This window comes from Pseudomonas multiresinivorans, assembly GCF_012971725.1.
GTDB lineage: Bacteria > Pseudomonadota > Gammaproteobacteria > Pseudomonadales > Pseudomonadaceae > Pseudomonas > Pseudomonas multiresinivorans.
On record NZ_CP048833.1, the window covers coordinates 5,203,791 to 5,221,819 of the forward strand.

The following is an 18,029-nucleotide window of genomic DNA, read 5'->3' on the forward strand; positions in this document are numbered from 1 at the left end:
GCCGGGATCAGCGACGAATCAGCAGTTCCCGGGCACGGGTCTGATCCTCGGGGGCCAGTTCCGCCAGCAGTTCCACCTCGCCCGCGATCAGCGCGCCCACCGGCACGCCGTCGCGGTAGAGCAGCCGGTTGCCGCTGACCGCCGGTATCTTGCGCCCCGGCAGCAGCGTGCCGGCAAGGTTCAGCGGATCCACCGCTGAGACCACCACCCATTCCCCGTTCGCCTCCCGGCGACGGACTTCGCGCAACAGGCCGACCGCTTCAGGGAGGGCGAACTGCTCGCCGGTCAGCCCCGCGACGAAGCGCCCGCCGCGGATTTCCCCGCGCGCCTCCAGGCGGTGATAGACCCGCAACAGGTCGCGCCACGGCGGCAGCCAGTCGGCCTCGCGGTCGAGCAGGCGCCAGCAGACCACGCCGTAGCGGCGCAGCAGGGTCATGGCGACGTGTTCGAGGGCTTCCGCCGGCAACCGTGCTCTTGGCTCCAGCGTGGAGCGCCGCAGCAACGCCCAGCGCCCGGCATCGGCCATGCCGAACAGTGGCGTGCGCGAACGGCGCTGAGGATGGCGCCGCGCCGCCGGCATCAGCAGGGCGCGCAGGCCGGCGAAGCTGTCGGCATTCACCCGCCCAGCCGCCACCAGCTCGCCCAGCACGGTTTCCAGCTCGGTGCGCAGCAGGTGGCTGTCGCTGGCCAGTTCCTCGAAGAATGACGCGCCGTGCTCCTTGAGCACGGCGAGCACCTTGCCGGCCTTGGCCGACAGCTCGGTGTCCGCCTGCCCCACAGCCAGCACGCTCCACTGCGCCATCTGCGCGCGCGGCAACAACACGATGGGCGTGCTCTTCAGCGGGCCACCACGGCCCTTTGCGGCGCTGCGGCCCGGCAAGCGCGCCCAGACGATGCGGCCGGCACGGCAGAGGTCGTCCAGCCAATTGATCCCGTAGTCAGCCACGCGGCTGGGAAGAATGTCGCTCTCCCAGGCGCTCGCAGCGGCCTGGAACCCTTCCAGCTGACTGAGCACGCCGGCCAGGGACTCGGCCCCGCGCACCCGCGTGCCACTGGCGACGCGCTGCCAGTCGAAGAGGAAGCGCATGAAATCGGCACGTTGCACCGGTTCGATTTCCCGGCGCAGGCGCTTCACCGTGTAACGATGGATACGCGCCAGCAAGTGACGCTCGCACCACTCCTCTTCCTGCGCGCCCGGCGTGAAGCGGCCGCGCAGTACATAGCCCTCGCGCTCCAGGCTGGCCAGGGCGAAACCGGCATCGCCGGTGGATATCCCCAGGTCGTCGGCCAGCTCGCGCAACAGCCGCGGGCCGAAACCGGTCAGGCGCGCCCGTATCAGTTCGACCTGCGCCTCATCGGTCGTGCAGGGTTGAAGCAGTGACGGCGGCAAGTCCAGCAGCGGCTTCCGCGTGACCTGCGGATGCAGTGCCAGCCACTGGCTGAGCCGCTCCGCCGCCACCCAGACATCGCCCACCGGCAGTTCCAGGCGCGTCGCCCGGCCCGCCCTGGCCAGCGACTTGAGCAGGAAGGGCCAGCCCTCGTTGGCCTGTGCCTCGCTCTCGCGAATACCGCCCAGGCCCGTCAGCGCCTCATGCATCTCGTCGGCGTCGCGGGCTTCCGGCCAGGCCTCGGCGCGCACCGCGTCGATGGCGTCGGCATCCAGCGCGCCGAGGTCGTCGGCGCTTTCCGGATCGGTCCAGCGACGGCTCTGCACGGCCTGGGTACGGCGCTCTTCCAGTGGCGCATCGTCGAGGAAGGCATAGGGGCTGGCCGACAATACTTCCGCCGCCAATGGCGAAGGTGCTGGCAGGTCGCGCGCCAGCAAGGTCACCTCGCCGCGCTCCATGCGCCGCAGCAATGCCAGCCAGCCTTCGCAGTCCATGGCCTCGTGCAGGCAGTCGTCGAGGGTCTGCGCTACCAGCGGGTGATCGGGAATCTCGCGCTCGCCGACGATATTCTCCAGGCACGCCACCTGGTCGGGGAACACCGAGGCCAACAGGTCTTCGCTGCGCATGCGCTGCAACTGCGGGGCGACCTTGCGGCCGCCGCTGTAGCGCGGCAGCGCCAGCGCCGTGGTGGCGTTCCAGCGCCAGCGCACGCCGAACAGCGGCGCGTCGAGCAGCGCCTGGATCAGCACGTGCTCGGCGCTGTTGGAGTGCAGGTAGCGCCAGACCTCGTCCAGCGGGAAGCTGTGGCTGGTAGACAGCGACAGGATGATCGCGTCCTCGGTGGCGGCTGCCTGCAGCTCGAAGTTGAAGGTGCGACAGAAGCGCTTGCGCAGCGCCAGGCCCCAGGCGCGGTTGAGACGGCTGCCGTAGGGCGAATGGATGACCAGTTGCATGCCGCCGGATTCATCGAAGAAACGTTCCAGTATCAGGGTCTTCTGCGTCGGCAGTGCACCGAGGGCGTGGCGCGCACGGGCCAGGTATTCCACCAGTTGCCGCGCTGCCGCATCGTTCAGGCCGAGCTGTTCCTGCAGCCAGTCGATGGCCCGCGCCAGCGGTTCGGGATCGTTCTCGCCCTGGGCCAGCAACTCGTCCAGCAGGCCGCGCAGACGAGCGACACTGGTGGACAGCTCGTCACTGCGCCCCGGTGCCTCGCCGAGCCAGAACGGAATGTTCGGCGGTTGGCCCTGGGCATCCTCGACGCGCACGCGGCCCGGTTCGACGCGCAGGATGCGGTAGGAAATGTTGCCCAGCTGGAAGACATCGCCGGCCAGGCTTTCCACCGCGAAGTCCTCATTCACCGTGCCCACGGTCAGGCCTTGCGGCTCCAGCAGTACGGCGTAGTCGCCGGTGTCGGGGATGGTGCCGCCGGAGGTCACGGCGGTCAGCTTGGCGCCGCGTCGGCCACGCAGGCGCTGGTGCACGGCATCACGGTGAAGGTAGGCGCCGCGCTGGCCGTTGCGGCTGGTGTAGCCCTCGGCGAGGGTGCGCAACATGCCGTCGAAGTGCTCGCGGCTCAGTTCGGCGTAGGGCTGCGCGCCGGTGAACAGGTCGAACAGCGCGTCCTCGCGCCATTCCTGGCAAGCCACTTCAGCGACGATCTGCTGGGCCAGGACGTCCAGCGGTGCGCGGGGAATTTCCAGCGCGTCCAGCTCTCCCAGGCGCACGCTGTCGAGCAGCGCTACGCATTCGATCAGGTCGTCCCGCGAGGTCGGGAACAGCCGCCCCTTGGGCGTGCCGCCAACGCGGTGACCGGAGCGCCCCACGCGCTGCAGGAAGGCGGCGATGGAGCGCGGCGAGCCGAGCTGGCAGACCAGCTCCACGTCGCCGATATCGATCCCCAGCTCCAGCGAGGCCGTGGCTACCAGCACCTTCAGCTGCCCGGCCTTGAGCCGCTGTTCGGCGCCCAGCCGCAGTTCCTTGGACAGGCTGCCATGGTGCGCCGCCACCCAGCCGGCGCCGATGCGCTCGGCGAGATGCCGGGTCACGCGCTCAGCCAACCGCCGGGTGTTGACGAACACCAGCGTGGTGCAGTGTTCGCCGGCCAGCTCAGCGAGGCGGTCGTAGACCTTGTCCCAGACGTCGTGGGACATCACCGCTTCCAGGGGCGCGGACGGCACCTCCAGGTTCAGGTCGCGCTGGCGGCTGTAGCCGATGTCGACGATACGACAGGCCGGGTGGCGGCCGACCAGGAAACGCGCCACCGCTTCGATGGGTTTCTGCGTGGCGGACAGGCCGATGCGCACCAGCGGCGCCTCGCACAACGCCTGCAAACGCTCCAGCGACAGCGCCAGGTGGCTGCCGCGCTTGCTCGCCGCCAGAGCATGGATTTCATCGACGATCACGCTGCGCGCCCCGGCCAGCATCGCGCGGCCGGAGTCCGAGCCAAGCAGCACGTAGAGCGATTCGGGCGTGGTCACCAGGATATGCGGCACCTGCTTGCGCATCGCCTCACGTTCCTTGGTTGTGGTATCGCCGGTGCGCACGGCGGTGCGGATGTCCACTTCCGGCAGGCCCATCTCGCCCAGCGCGGCGCGGATACCGGCCAGCGGCTCCTCGAGGTTGATACGGATGTCGTTGGACAGCGCCTTGAGCGGCGAGACGTAGACCACTGTGGTGCGGTCCGGCAGCACGCCGCCGTTATCCAGCCCCTCGCGGACCAATGCATCGATGGCCGAGAGGAAAGCCGTGAGCGTCTTGCCCGAACCGGTGGGTGCGGCCACCAGCGTCGATTCCCCTGCCTGGATCGCAGGCCAGGCCTGTACCTGCGCCTGGGTCGGCGCCTTGAAATGCGCACGGAACCAGCCGGCCACCGCCGGGTGGAAGGCCGACAGCACATCGGCGCGCTTGCCGCGGGTGGAGGTTCGAGGGGCAGTCATGCAGACCAATATGGTGGTGCGCGAAGCCCGTCACAAGGACCGCTGATCGCGCCTCGCCGCAAGCTGCGCCAGCCGTTACGCTGCACCCCTCCAGCCGGCGGAATGACACTCGATGAGCGACCGTGATCGCGACTACTACTGGGAACAGGTCAGGCAACAGAACCGGCAGAAGCCGCCCGATGCGCCAAAGCGCAAGTGGCGAATGCTGGTGAAGGGGTTGCTGTGGTTCCTCATTCCCTTGCTGATCGTGGCGGCAGGCGCAGCCCTGTGGCGCAACCCCGCCAGCCAGCTCTGGCTCCAGGAACGCTGGGTGCTGCTGCAGACACGCCTGGGCATTTCCCCGAGCGGCCTGCAGGCCACTCCGCCAGCTTCGCCCTACAGCGACAGTCCGCGCAGGCTGTCGGACTGCATCAAGCCGGGCAACGTGATCGACGACGAAGTGCGAGCCTGCGTCAAAGGGTACCGGCCGAAGACCTGGTGACGGGCAACCTGCGGATCATGGCCATGGCCCGCGCACGGCGCGACGAGAACCCCGCCCGCTCGGGCGGGGTATCGGCCGATCACTTGGCCTTGTAGATGATGCCCGGGCTGCACTGGACCATCTGGTAGTGATCCGGCAGTGCGTTGAGCGCCTCGGAAGCGCCGAGGAACAGGTAGCCGCCGGGCTTGAGGGTGGCATGGATGCGCAGCAGGATGTCGCGCTTCACCTCGGCCGAGAAATAGATCAGTACGTTGCGGCAGAACACCATGTCGAACTTGCCCAGCGTCGCGTAGCTGTCCAGCAGGTTCAGCGCGCGGAACTCCACGCGGCTCTTGATCGCCGGCTTCACCGTCCAGCGCCCCGGGGTCTTCTGGTCGAAGTAGCGCGCCAGGCGCTCCTGCGACAGGCCGCGGCCGATCGCCAGGCTGTCGTACTCGCCGGCCTTGCAGGCACTGAGCATCGAGCCGGAGAGATCCGTGGCGACGATCTGCACGCCCGCCTTCAACTGGCCGAGGTTGGTGCGCTCGAACTCGTCGATGGCCATCGACAGCGAATAAGGCTCCTGCCCCGAGGAACAGGCCGCCGACCAGATGCGCAGGCGCTGGCCGGGCGCCGCCTTGATCATCTCCGGCAGCACGCGGTTCTTCAGTACTTCGAAGGGGTAGGTATCGCGAAACCACAGGGTCTCGTTGGTGGTCATCGCGTCGACCACCTGCTCGCGCAGCTGGCTGCGCATCTGGATCTTCTGCACCAGCTCGCCCAGGGACTTGATGCCCTGCTGTTCCATCAACTTGTTCAAGCGGCTGGAGACCAGGTACTGCTTGTTGGCGCCCAGGAGGATGCCGCAGGTCTTCTCCAGGAAATCCCGGAACAGCTCGAATTCAGAATTGGTGGATGTCACAGATAAACCTCTTTGCTCGTGGACGGCTGCCGACGGTGCGGCGGCAACTGCCTGACCGGTGCTCAAAAAAACATAGACGATGCGGGCGGCACCGGCGCCACCCGCATCTCGTCACTGCCCTTCAGGCCGACGCGCCATCCACCGCCTTGATCCGGTCCGACACGCGGGCCGCCAGGTCATCGGGACGGAACTTGGCGAGGAAGTCGTCAGCGCCGACCTTCTTCACCATGGCCTGGTTGAACACCCCGGACAACGAAGTATGCAGGAGAATGTGCAGATCCTGCATGCGCGGGTCGTGACGGATTTCCGCCGTGAGCGTGTAGCCGTCCATCTCCGGCATCTCGATATCCGAGATCACCATCAACAGATCGCTGCCCGGATGCCCGCCGGCCTCCACCATCTGGTGCAGGTAATCCAGCGCCTGGCGACCATCGTTGAGCGCCAGTACCTCGACGCCGACGGTTTCCAGGCAACGCACCAGCTGCTTGCGCGCCACCGAGGAGTCGTCCACCACCAGCACGCGCTTGCTCACCGCGCGGGCCTGGGTGTCGGCATCCAGCACGCCTTCGGAGATGTCCTCCGAGGTCGGCGCCACTTCGGCGAGGATCTTCTCCACGTCGATGATTTCCACCAGCTGGTTGTCCACCCGCGTCACCGCCGTCAGGTAGTGATCGCGACCGGTCCCCTTGGGTGGCGGATGGATCGACTCCCAGTTCATGTTGACGATGCGCTCCACCGAGTGCACCAGGAAGCCCTGCACCTTGGTGTTGTATTCGGTGATGATCACGAAACTGTTGGCGACATCCCGCAGGGCGTGACGCCCCGTGGCCAGCGCCAGATCGAGGATCGGGATGGTACCGCCGCGGATGTTCGCCACCCCGCGCACCACCTGGCTGGACTTGGGCATCACGGTCAGGCGGGGGCACTGCAGCACCTCCTTCACCTTGAACACGTTGATCCCGTACAGCTGGCTGCCGTTCAAGCGGAACAGCAGCAGTTCGAGACGATTCTGGCCAACCAGCTGCGTACGCTGGTTGACCGAATCCATGACTCCGGCCATTGAGCCTCCTGTGCACGCAACGCCGCCCTGCTGGCAGAGACGGCATGACCATTGCTTAAACCGTTGCATGAAACAGGCAACGACATTTTTCCGACATCCGAGACCCGCGCGCGCCCTGGTGGCTGCGCTACTCGGCATGGCGGGTGCGCTGACCCTCTCCCCGGCTGGGGCGGAAGGCCTCACCGCGCCTGAGATCCTTATCGGCTCCACCCAGGGCTTTCTTGAGTTCAAGGTGGAAGATTATCTGCAGACTTCCGGCATAGACGCCCGCTACGAGATCGAAGTCGCCCGCATCGACCCCCGGCTGCGCCTGGCGCAGTGCGACAAGGACCTGACGCAGAAGCTGGAAAGCCCGGCGCAACCCGTTGGTCGGGTCACCGTGCGGGTCATCTGCGAAGGCAGCTCTCCCTGGACGGTATTCGTTCCGGCGACGGTCAGGCTGTACCGTCAAGTTGTCGTCACCACCCTGCCCCTGCAGCGCAACCGGGTCATCGAGCCAGGTGATATCAGCGTCGTCGAGCGCGACGTCGGCCAACTGAACCAGGGCTACCTGACCGATCCGCAGCAGGTGGTCGGCATGAAGCTCAAGCGCCCGACGGTCAACGACCAGGTACTGGCGCCGGTGTTCCTCGAACAGGCAGCGGCCGTGCGCAAGGGCGACCAGGTGGTGATTCGCGCCAAGACCAATGCGATCAACGTGTTCATGCCCGGCGAAGCGCTCTCGGACGGGGTGCCCGGCGAGCAGATCCGCGTGCGCAACCTGCGCTCCCAGCGTATCGTCAGGGCTCGCGTGGTCGAGCCGGGGACCGTGGAAGTCAGCCTGTAGCGCTCGGCCCCGGCGATTTTCTGGCATGATGAACGCAGCCCTCTGCAAAATGTGCTCGGGCGCACGAAAATTCGGCCTAAAGTTTCTCTCAGGACGGCCGAAAAGCTTGGCAAGCGTCCAATACCTCCAGAGGTTTCCACCATGGTCATCGACTTCAACCGGCTGAACCCAGCCTCTACGACAGCCAGCACTGGCCGTAGCAGTGCTGCCCAGAGCGGTCGCAGCGAAGCCGCCGCAGAGAATGCCTCCGTCAACGCCCCGGTCAAGAGCGGCGAGTCGGTACAGCTGAGCGATACCGCGCAGCAACTACAGAAAGTAAGCGATCAACTGAAGGACCAGCCCGTGGTCGACAACGAGAAAGTGGCTCGCATCAAAGCGGCCATCGCTGACGGCAGCTACCAGGTCGACAGCCAGAAAGTCGCCAGCAAGCTGCTCGATTTCGAATCCCAGCGCTGAGATTACTCAGCGCCTGGTCAACCGCTAGAACGCCGAGCCCAAGATGTCCGACGCCCTGCTTTCCCTGATCAACGGCGACATCGAAGCAGCCAGCACCCTGCTGCAACTGATCGACGACGAGTACCAGGCGCTGCAAGCGCGGGATCTCGATCAGCTGCAGAAACTGCTCGACGGCAAGCTGCCGCTTCTGCAGCAGCTTGAGCAGAATGGCCGCATCCGCGCCCAGGCGCTGCTGCAGGCCGGGGTCAGCGTGGATCGCGAAGGGCTCGCGCAGATCGCCCAGGCCACCGGCAATCCCCTGCTCCCCGCACGCGCGGAGGAACTGGGTGCGCTGCTGGAACGCTGCCAGGAAGCCAACCAGCGCAACGGCCGAATCATCCGCTCCGGCCAGGCCAGCACCGAGCGCACGCTCGACATCCTGCGCGGCCAGGACACCCCACGCCTCTATGACCGCTACGGCGGTTCGACCCAGGGCAACCGCCAGCGTCCGCTGAGCCAGGCCTGAGCGTTCGTCGGAAAGCTGGCCTGGCAGCCAGCCTTTGGGCAAAATGCCACTATCGATCCTGCCCCGTGCCCTACTCATAACAAACACAATGGAGATTCGCGGACCGTGTCCAATCCGTTCGTCGAGGAAAATGGCCCTCAACCACCGAAGGTCCTGAAAGCTCCGGTGGAGATCCACGCCAGCCTGAAATTACTGATGGACAGTCACGATCCCCTGGTCATCACCTTCGAAGGGCGCGGCCAGCGCTTCCAGAGCTTTGTCGTCGAGGTCAACCGCGAACGCAACATCGTCGCCCTGGACGAACTGATCCCCAACGATGGCGAGCGCTTCCTGCAGAACGGCGAGCAGTTCCGTATCGAAGCCTTCCATGAAGGCGTGCGCATCGCCTGGGAGAACACCCAGAACGCCTTCTTCTCCGAGATCGACGGTGCCCGCTGCTACTGGCTGCCGGTGCCGACCGAGATGCTCTATCACCAGCGCCGCAACGCCTTCCGCGCCCCCGTGGGCCAGGGCCAGCCGGTGGCTGTGGAAATTGCCGGCAGCAAGCTCAAGGCGCCGCTCAAGGGCAACCTGATCGATATCTCCGCCACCGGCTGCAAGATCCGCCTGGAAGGCAACGCCGCCGAGCGCCTGCAGCCCGGCCAGATCTACGAGGAATTCACCGCGCGCCTGCCCTTTGGCGCCCTGACCATGGAAGTCGAACTGCGCCACGTGCATTTCGAGGAAAAGGTCGGCTACAGCTTCGCTGGCGTACGCTTCCACCAGATGAGCGGCCTGGCCCAGCGCAACATCGAGCGCTTCGTCTACCAGCTGCAGCGCGAAGCCCGGCGCTTCGAGAAGGACGAACTGTTCTAGTCCCTGCGGGGCGGCAAGCACCTGCCGCCCTTCCCTCTCGGCCTCACGCGGGCCGGCTTTCTTCCTCTGCTTCCGTGCCCTTCTCGGGTACCGGCGCGCTGTTGTCGTTGCCCTTCATCTGCTCTTCCACGGCGGCCTCGTCGACCCGCGGGTCGAGCGCGGCGGACAATGGCGAGGACGCCAGGCTGTCCGGCGTGGCGACGTGCTTGACCGGCGCCTCGTCGACCCGGTGTACGCCGCTGACTTTTTCCGGGTGCACGCGCCAGATCAGGATCAACGAACAGGCGCAGACGAACGCGTAGAGCATGTTGGCGCCAAAAGCTTTCATCAGCGCGCCGGCCGCCAGCGGGCCGATACAGGCGCCGACACCGAAGGTCACCAGCAACATGGCGGTGAGGGAGACGCGATGCTCACCTTCGACGTGGTCATTGGAGAACGCCACCGCCAGCGGATAGAGAGTGAACTGCACCAGGCAGACCACGAAGCCCAGCGGCAACAGCCAGGCCAGCGTCATCGGCGGCAGCGGCAGCACCGGCAGCAGGGCCAGCGGCAGGGCGACCACCAGCAGGAGTATCGCGGCATTGCGGATCAACGCCGCGCGGTCGTAACGATCCGACAGCCAGCCCAGCGGCCACTGCACAACCAAACCGGCGAAGATGCAGCCGCCCATGAACAGGCCGATTTCCTCGGTGCTCAAGCCCTGGCGCACCGCGTAGAGCGGCGCCAGGCCGTAGAACGAACCGATCACCAGCCCCGACACCAGCACCGTGGTCAGCGACTGCGGCACCCGCTGGATGAAGAAGCGCGGCTCCAATGGCGCCGGACGCAGCGGCGCGGGGTGGACCTTGTGGGTGATCGCCACCGGAATCAGTGACAGCGCAAAGCACAGCGCAATCAGCATCGGCAGCTCCGGGCCCAGGCCCGGATGCACCACCAGCACCAGTTGGCCAAGTACCAGCCCCAGGTACGACGCGACCATGTAGCCGGCGAACACCAGCCCGCGCTGGCGCGCCTCGGCCTGCTCGTTGAGCCAGCTCTCGATGACCATGTACTGGCACATCATCCCCAGGCCGATGGCGACCCGCAGCACCAGCCAGAAGCCGATCCACGGCAGCAGGCCGATGCCCAGCACCGCGGCGGTAACCAGCCCGCCACAGGCGACGTAGGCGCGGATATGGCCGACGCGGGCGATCAGCCGGTGGCCGATCTTGCCGCCGAGGACGAGGCCGAGGTAGTAGGCGGCCATCATGGCGCCGATCCATAGCCCGTCGACCTTCTCGGCGCCCAGGCGCAGGGCGAGATAGGTACTGAGCAGACCGGAACCGGTCAGGAGCATGACGGCGGCGAAGTACAGAGCGCGGAAGGCAGTGACGATCCGAAGCATTGGACCTCCTGGTCCAGAACAACCCCGGCACAGTGTCCGGGCAGCGGAAAGCGGGACTTGCCGTGACACATTAGAGGCTGCCAATCGGCTCGTCGAGAGCCCTGCCGGGCCCGGAATAGCGAGTGTCGCGCCCGGTGATGCGGGCCAGTTCGAAGGATACCGGCGGGATGAACGAGGATGGCTTGAAGATCGCCTGGAGATAGGCGCCGATCACAGCTGCATCAGACTTTCGCCGCAGCTGTGTCGGCGGGCACGCGCGTCAGCGCTTTTTACATCAGGCCTGGGCAGCGAGTACGCGGCGCTCCCACGGGCTGATCTCGTCGAAGAAGCTGGTCAGCTCCATGGACTTGGTCGCGCAGTAGCCGTCGATGAACTCGTTGCCGAACACCTCGCGGGCCAGTTCGCTGCGTTTGAGACGCTGCATCGCGTCGTACATCGTGCACGGCAGCAGCAGTTCATCCGGCACCTCGAACTCACCCTGGATCGGCGCGGTGGGCTCCAGCGCCTGCTCGATGCCATGCAGGCCGGCGGCCAGGCTGGCGGCAATAGCCAGATAGGGGTTGGCGTCGGCGCCGGCCAGGCGGTTTTCCACCCGCCGGGCCACCGGTGCGCTGGCCGGAATGCGCAGGCCGGCCGCACGGTTGTCATGGGACCAGCAGGCGTTGTTCGGCGACGCGTAGGGATGGCACAGGCGCTGGAAGGAGTTCACGTTCGGCGCGAACAGCAGGGTGAAGTCCGCCAGGCACGCCTGTTGGCCACCGATGAAATGCCGGAAGGCCGGCGTGGCCTCGCCATTGGCATCGGTGAAGATGTTGCGGCCTTCGCCATCGACGACGCTCTGGTGGATGTGCATCGAACTGCCCGGCGTGTGCGCCAGCGGCTTGGCCATGCACACCACGATCAGCCCGTGCTTGAGTGCGACTTCCTTGAGCAGGTGCTTGAACAGGAAGGTCTGGTCGGCCAGCAGCACCGGGTCGCCATGCAGGAAGTTGATCTCGAACTGGGTGGTGCCCATCTCGTGCATGAAGGTGTCGCGTTCCAGCCCCACCGCTTCCATGCAGCGGTAGACGTCCTGGAAGAACGGCCGCAGGCCGTTGTTGGAGGACACGCTGAAAGCCGAGTGGCCGATCTCGCGGCGGCCGTCGAGGCCGAGCGGCGCCTGGAAGGGCTCGTTGGCGTCGGGATTGGGCGCGAACACGAAGAACTCCAGCTCGGTCGCCACCACCGGGCTCCAGCCGCGCTCGGCGTAGCGCGCCACGACCTGCTTGAGCAGGCCACGGGTGGACAGGCCGGAAGGCTGGCCGTCGAGCTCCACCGCATCGCAGATGGCGAAGGCGCGGGGTTCGTCGCTCCAGGGCAGGCGGTGGATCTGGGTGGGCTCGGCGATCAGGGCGAGGTCGCCGTCGTCGCTGCCGTAATACTTGGCCGGCGGGTAACCGCCCATGATGCATTGCAGCAGGACGCCGCGCGCCAGTTGCAGCCGGCGCCCGGTGAGGAAGCCCTCGCCGGTCATCACCTTGCCACGCGGCACCCCGTTGAGGTCGGGGGTGACGCACTCGATCTCTTCCACTCCAGCCAGGCGTTCGGCGAGCGGGATTCCTAGATCGTTACTCATGACTTCTTATCCTTGTTCTTCTTGTCCGTGTCACAGGACGCCGCGCGAGGTACGCGAGCCCGTACAAAATACGCACCACGCGTTCGATATTTCAAGCGGGCCGAAGATCGGATTTTCCTTGCCGGATCGCAGGCAGGACACGTGTAGGAGCGAGCTTGCTCGCGAACCCGCCCAGCTTCCAAGTCGCCGGATGATTTGTTCGCGAGCAAGCTCGCTCCTACAAGGTGAATGCACGCCAATGAAAACGCCGCTCCGGGGAGCGGCGTTTTCATTGAGCCACCCGCCCTCAGAACAGGTGGGTGAACAGCCAGTACAGCGAAGCGGAGAGCACGATGGCCGCCGGCAGGGTCAGCACCCAGGCCATCAGCAGGTTGCGGATGGTGCGCATCTGCAGGCCCGAGCCGTTGGCGGCCATGGTGCCGGCGACGCCGGAAGACAGCACGTGGGTCGTCGATACCGGCAACCCGTACATGTCCGCCGCGCCGATGGTCATCATCGCCACCAGCTCCGCCGAGGCGCCCTGGGCGTAGGTCAGGTGGGTCTTGCCGATCTTCTCGCCTACGGTCACGACGATGCGCTTCCAGCCGACCATGGTGCCCAGGCCGAGGGCGATGGCCACGGCGACCTTCACCCACAGCGGGATGAAGCGGGTCGATTCGTCGATCTTGCCCTTGAACGCGGCCAGCTTGCTGGTGGTGTCCGCGTCGAAGTTGCCGACCTTGTCCTTGTCCATCAGGCGGATCGCTTCGCTGGTCAGGTACATGTCGTTGCGCACGTTGCCCATGGCTTCGGCCGGCACGCGAGCGAGGCTGCCGTAGCCCTTCACTTCCGCGCCGATGGCGCCGGTCAGCGCCGCCAACGCCGGGATCAGTTCCGGCTTGGCTTCCTTGGTCCGCACGTATTCCGAGAGCACCGCGCGCGGGTCGGCCGGGGCCGGCTGCGGCGCGGCGCGGACCAGCGCCTGCTGGGTGACTTCGGCGATGGCGACGAACTGTACGGTCTGGTCCGCCGGCATGGTGCGGTTCAGCGCGTAGGCCATCGGCAGAGTGCCGACCAGGATCAGCATGATCAGGCCCATGCCCTTCTGCCCGTCGTTGGAGCCGTGGGCGAAGGACACGCCGGTGCAGGTGAGAATCAGCAGACCACGAATCCACCACGGCGGCGGCGTCTTGCCCTTGGGCGCCTTGTACAGCGCGCGGTTCCTCACCAGCAGGCGCAGCGCCAGCAGCAGGAGCGCGGCGCAGACGAAACCGATCAGCGGCGAGAGCAGCAGCGAGTAGCCGACCTTGGTCGCCTGCGCCCAGTCGACGCCACTGGTGCCATCGCGGCCGTGCATCAGCGCATTGGCGATGCCCACGCCGATGATCGAGCCAATCAGCGTGTGCGAGGACGACGCCGGCAAGCCCAGCCACCAGGTGCCGAGGTTCCACAGTATGGCCGCAATCAGCAGGGCGAAGACCATGGCGAAACCGGCCGAAGAACCGACCTGCAGAATCAGCTCCACCGGCAGCAGGGCGATGATGCCGAAGGCCACCGCGCCGCTGGAGAGCAGCACGCCCAGGAAGTTGAAGCAGCCCGACCAGACCACCGCGAAGTGCGGCGGCAGCGAGTGCGTATAGATGACGGTGGCCACTGCGTTGGCGGTGTCGTGGAAGCCGTTGACGAACTCGAAGCCCAGGGCGATGAACAGGGCGACCCCGAGCAGCAGGAACGGCGTCCAGGTGGTGACCGCAGTGGTGACGTCGTCGACGTCACGAACCAGGCTCCAGGCCGAGAACAGCAGGCCGACGGCAAGCACTGCGAAGAAGATGAAGACGGTAATGCGGCCGGGCTTGCGTTCCAGATGGGGCCGTTCTTCGGCGACGGGAACGGCCAGGGTATCGGTGGTCATGCTGGGAACCCGGTGGGGGGATGTCCCGGTCATGATCGGCGGGGAATGTTACAGGTCATGTCTCAATGCCAGGCACCGGACGCTGTAGGAGCGAGCTTGCTCGCGAACCGCCTGACACCGCAGCAATCGGCCGGGTTCGCGAGCAAGCTCGCTCCTACGAAAAGCTCTGCCCAACCAGTCTCAGTAAACCTCCGGCACCACGATTTCCCGTGGGGTCGGCGTGCGCGAGTAATCCTCGTTGCGCTGCCGCGCGGGCAGGATCACCGACGGATGCTCCACGTCCTCATAGGGGATCAGCTTCAACAGGTGGCTGATGCAGTTCAGCCGCGCGCGCTTCTTGTCGTCGGCCTGCACCACCCACCAGGGCGCCTCGGCAATATGGGTGCGGTCCAGCATGATTTCCTTGGCCTTGGTGTAGGCCTCCCAACGCCGGCGCGACTCCAGATCCATGGGGCTGAGCTTCCACTGCTTGAGCGGGTCGTGGATGCGGCTGAGGAAGCGCAGGTGCTGTTCGTCGTCGGAGATGGAGAACCAGTACTTGATCAGCTGGATGCCCGAGCGCGCCAGCATGCGCTCGAACTCCGGCACGCTGCGGAAGAACTCCTCGTACTGCTCGTCGTTGCAGAACCCCATGACCCGCTCGACTCCGGCGCGGTTGTACCAGCTGCGGTCGAACAGGACGATCTCCCCCGCCGCCGGCAGGTGCGAGACGTAGCGCTGGAAGTACCACTGGGTCTGCTCGCGGTCGTTCGGCGCGGGCAGCGCGGCGACCCGGCACACGCGCGGATTGAGGCGTTGGGTGATGCGCTTGATCACGCCGCCCTTGCCCGCCGCGTCACGGCCCTCGAAAAGAATCACCACCTTGTGGCCGGTCTTCACCACCCAGCTCTGCAGTTTCACCAGCTCGCCCTGCAGGCGGAACAGTTCGCTGAAGTAGCGACGGCGGGCGAGCTTCTCCTCGTCGACGTCAGCGTGCTCGTCGAACAGCTCGTCGAGGTTGCGCACGTCTTCCAGCAGTTCCAGCTCCAGCTCTTCGTCGCTGTGGTCGAGCAGTTCGCGGTGGATGCGGCGGATCACGGATTCATTGGTCAGGGGCATGGCGGCGGCCTACGCGTCGGGGCTTTGCCGCCAGACTAGGCCCCGACGGTGTCAGGCTGGTGACAGCGGTCGCCGTGCCAGTGATCGGCCTGTAGGAGCGAGCTTGCTCGCGAACCGCACAGCTCCGAGCTGCCGGAGAGCACCGTTCGCGAGCAAGCTCGCTCCTACAAGATCCGTGAGCTCAGCTCACCGCTCGCGCAACTCCATCACCTTCAGCTCCGGATCGGCCTTGATCTGCTCGTCGGTAAACGGCAGCTCCGGCCATTGCTGCCGGGCGAACAGCTCCGTCTGGTCCCGATGGTGCGGCGAGCCGGGTTCGCTGGACTGCGAGAACGCCAGCAGCCCGCGCGCCTTCGGCCCGTCGGCGGTGAAGTCGACCAGCTGGATATAGCTGCTGCCGCTGAGCACACGGTAATGGTCGCCCTGCCACTGCGAAGTGATGGCGTTGTACACGCCCTCGTTGCCGGTGCCACCGGGAATGCCCTGGGGATTGGCCTGGTCGCCGGTCAGTTGCAGCTCTCCCCACTTCTCATCCGCCTGGATCTTGCGGGCGTCGATCTCCTGCCCGGCGGCTACCAGGGCCTGCTGCGCCTGCTCACGGACCTCCGGTTTGTCCAGGGCGATTCCCGAGGGCGTGGCCAGCGGCAGCTTGGGATCGAAGGGCAGGCGCCAGCCGCCGTCGATCTTCAGGAAGCGCGCGACGAAGGCCTGGAAGTAGGCGAAGCCGGGATTGCTGTCGAGGTTGACGTGGCGGTCCCAAGAGCCCAGCGCGGCGCAGGCCGCCTCCGCGCCCGCCGGGGCCGGCTTGCAGAGTTGCAGCAGGTCGTCGAGGAGCATGTCGGCCACGTAGACGCGGTTGTCGGTGACCATCTTCTGCAGATCGTCCGGACCGATCTTGCCGTCGCCCTTCAGGCGCTCCAGGGCGAAACGTGCACGGGCACTGACCGGAATCGAATCGCGGCTCACCAGCGGCGAGAAGCCGGTCAGCGGCTGCGCCGGGTTGCTCAGCCAGGCGCTGTCGTTGGAGTTCTGCACGAAGTCCTGGCGCTCCAGCGCCGGCATCTGCTCCGGCGGCGTAAGGCCGGCGTGGCGCGCCCCCGGTGCGCTGGACCAGTTGCAGGCGCGGCGTCCGCCCTGCAGCACCGGCAGGCCCTGCTTCTGGAACTCGGGGATCGCGCAGTCGGCCAATTGCTGCTGGCTCAGGTAAGGCACCACCGATTGATTGAGGTAGAGCACCTTGCCTTCTGCGTCAGTGGCCAGGGTGTTGACCCACGGAATGCCCTGCACGCGCTCGACGCTATCGCGCAGCTCATCCAGGCTGCGCGCGTGATCGATGGCGTACCACTGCTGCAGCACGCGGTCGTTGCCCAGGTTGGCGTCGCGCACCGCGAAGGCTTCGTTGGCGTTCCAGGGGAATTTGCCGGGCACGCTGAGCAGCGGGCCGTACTCGGACTCGTACAGCGTATGACTACGCGTACCCACTCGGCCATTGGGCTCCAGCACGCGAACGCGCAGGGTGATTTCCTTCAACGGCCGCGACTGGCCATCGACGAGGTAGCTGTGCGGGTCCTGCGGGTCGAGGTCCAGTCGATACAAGGTGAAGTGGCTGGAGGTGTCCACCGTGTGGCTCCAGGCGAGGTCCTTGCTGAAGCCGATGTTCACCAGCGGCATGCCCGGCAGCGAAGCGCCCATCACATCGAGCTGGCCGGGAATGGTCAGGTGCATCTGGTAGAAGCGCAGCGCGCCGAACCAGGGGAAATGCGGGTTGGCCAGCAGCAGGCCGTTGCCGTCCGCAGAACGCTCGCTGCCCACGGCGACGGCGTTGCTGCCGTGGTTCTGGTGGAAGTTCTCGCGGCGATCCATCGCCGCCAGCACCTCGCCGTCGCTGACGATGGAGGACGTCGCCTGGCCCGGCGGCGTCGCTGCCATCATCGCCTCGGCGAACTGCCCGGCACCGGATTGCACCAGCAGCCGGCGGGTCAGGCGCAGCAGGTCGTCAGCCTCCAGCGGGCGCAGCCAGGCCTTGCCCGCGCACTGCGTGCCGGCCGCCTGGGTATCCCAAAGCCAGCGGTTGTAGCCGGCCGCGTAGCCATCGAGCAGATCACGGATCGGCTGCGGCTGGGCGCTGCGCAGGCGACGCAGGGATTCGTTGTCGTTGAGCCAGGTGTAGAAGAAGTCGGAGGGCAGGTTGCCGACGCCGGCGGAGGACTTGCCGTCCACGCCGAAGTAGCGCGAGCGTTCGCCCCGCGCGGTGAGGACTTCCTCGGCCAGCAGGCAGGCGTTGTCGCGGGCATAGGCGTAGCCGATGCCGTAGCCCAGGCCCAGTTCGTCCCTGGCCTGGATGTGCGGGATGCCGTAGCGGGTCCAGCGGATCTGCGCCTCGAGTTCGGCGCCATAGGCCAGCGCGGGCAGTCCGGAAGCCAGCAGGCTGCCGGCCACGGCGGCCAGTCGGAAGGTCTTGCTCATTGATTCCCTCAATGCTCGGATGACGGCCGGATGCCCGGCCAGGGGCACGCGGCCGCGCCGCTCGCGCGGTGCCGGTGCAAGGGTTGGAGGGCGGCTCACGCCGGCCAATGCAGTGCGCTGAAGGTCATCGCGCCGCGCCTTCCGAGGCACGCGCGCAGGCAGGTTGC

Annotated in this window: 13 protein-coding genes; 5 read left to right on the forward strand and 8 right to left on the reverse strand. The window is 66.6% G+C overall.

What is annotated here, in order from left to right:
- Positions 1 to 7: 7 nt before the first annotated feature.
- Positions 8 to 4,324 carry a DEAD/DEAH box helicase gene (locus tag G4G71_RS23885; RefSeq protein WP_169940688.1) on the reverse strand — a complete coding sequence of 1,439 codons (4,317 nt, stop codon included), beginning with the start codon at positions 4,322 to 4,324 and terminating at the stop codon, positions 8 to 10.
- 112 nt (positions 4,325 to 4,436) lie between these two features.
- Between G4G71_RS23885 and G4G71_RS23890 the strand changes: the two genes are divergently transcribed.
- Positions 4,437 to 4,805, forward strand: a complete 369-nt coding sequence (locus tag G4G71_RS23890; protein WP_169940690.1) for a hypothetical protein — start codon at positions 4,437 to 4,439, stop codon at positions 4,803 to 4,805.
- Positions 4,806 to 4,884: 79 nt separating this feature from the next.
- On the opposite strand, the gene cheR is transcribed toward G4G71_RS23890, so the two are convergent.
- Both cheR and G4G71_RS23900 read right to left on the reverse strand, forming a co-directional pair.
- Entirely contained in the window at positions 4,885 to 5,706 is an 822-nt protein-coding gene (gene cheR / locus G4G71_RS23895) for a protein-glutamate O-methyltransferase CheR (RefSeq protein ID WP_024764333.1), read from the reverse strand.
- Between the two features lie 121 nt (positions 5,707 to 5,827).
- Positions 5,828 to 6,766 (reverse strand): chemotaxis protein CheV, encoded by a 939-nt coding sequence (locus tag G4G71_RS23900; RefSeq protein ID WP_037011045.1) that lies wholly within the window; start codon positions 6,764 to 6,766, stop codon positions 5,828 to 5,830.
- A gap of 67 nt (positions 6,767 to 6,833) precedes the next feature.
- Here G4G71_RS23900 and flgA point away from each other — a divergent pair, with 67 nt between their 5' ends.
- From flgA to G4G71_RS23920, 4 genes are all read left to right on the forward strand, one after another.
- Positions 6,834 to 7,592: a flagellar basal body P-ring formation chaperone FlgA gene (gene flgA / locus G4G71_RS23905; protein ID WP_420825952.1), complete on the forward strand. Its 759-nt coding sequence runs from the start codon at positions 6,834 to 6,836 to the stop codon at positions 7,590 to 7,592.
- A gap of 141 nt (positions 7,593 to 7,733) precedes the next feature.
- Positions 7,734 to 8,048, forward strand: coding sequence for a flagellar biosynthesis anti-sigma factor FlgM (gene flgM, locus G4G71_RS23910; RefSeq protein WP_024764336.1), 315 nt, complete (start codon positions 7,734 to 7,736; stop codon positions 8,046 to 8,048).
- Positions 8,049 to 8,091: 43 nt separating this feature from the next.
- Positions 8,092 to 8,553, forward strand: a complete 462-nt coding sequence (locus G4G71_RS23915; protein ID WP_054909388.1) for a flagella synthesis protein FlgN — start codon at positions 8,092 to 8,094, stop codon at positions 8,551 to 8,553.
- Positions 8,554 to 8,658: 105 nt separating this feature from the next.
- Complete coding sequence (locus tag G4G71_RS23920; protein WP_054909389.1) at positions 8,659 to 9,408, forward strand: flagellar brake protein; 750 nt, start codon at positions 8,659 to 8,661, stop codon at positions 9,406 to 9,408.
- Positions 9,409 to 9,451: 43 nt separating this feature from the next.
- Here G4G71_RS23920 and G4G71_RS23925 read toward each other — a convergent pair whose 3' ends face one another.
- The 5 genes from G4G71_RS23925 to pvdQ form a co-directional block, all read right to left on the reverse strand.
- Positions 9,452 to 10,792, reverse strand: coding sequence for an MFS transporter (locus G4G71_RS23925; RefSeq protein WP_054909390.1), 1,341 nt, complete (start codon positions 10,790 to 10,792; stop codon positions 9,452 to 9,454).
- Between the two features lie 274 nt (positions 10,793 to 11,066).
- Positions 11,067 to 12,305, reverse strand: a complete 1,239-nt coding sequence (locus G4G71_RS23930; protein ID WP_169942771.1) for a glutamine synthetase family protein — start codon at positions 12,303 to 12,305, stop codon at positions 11,067 to 11,069.
- A 388-nt stretch (positions 12,306 to 12,693) separates the two neighbouring features.
- Positions 12,694 to 14,298, reverse strand: coding sequence for an inorganic phosphate transporter (locus G4G71_RS23935; RefSeq protein WP_169940693.1), 1,605 nt, complete (start codon positions 14,296 to 14,298; stop codon positions 12,694 to 12,696).
- Between the two features lie 180 nt (positions 14,299 to 14,478).
- Positions 14,479 to 15,396 carry a polyphosphate kinase 2 gene (gene ppk2 / locus G4G71_RS23940; protein ID WP_169940695.1) on the reverse strand — a complete coding sequence of 306 codons (918 nt, stop codon included), beginning with the start codon at positions 15,394 to 15,396 and terminating at the stop codon, positions 14,479 to 14,481.
- A gap of 186 nt (positions 15,397 to 15,582) precedes the next feature.
- Positions 15,583 to 17,862 (reverse strand): bifunctional acylase PvdQ, encoded by a 2,280-nt coding sequence (gene pvdQ, locus G4G71_RS23945; protein ID WP_169940697.1) that lies wholly within the window; start codon positions 17,860 to 17,862, stop codon positions 15,583 to 15,585.
- Positions 17,863 to 18,029: the final 167 nt, after the last annotated feature.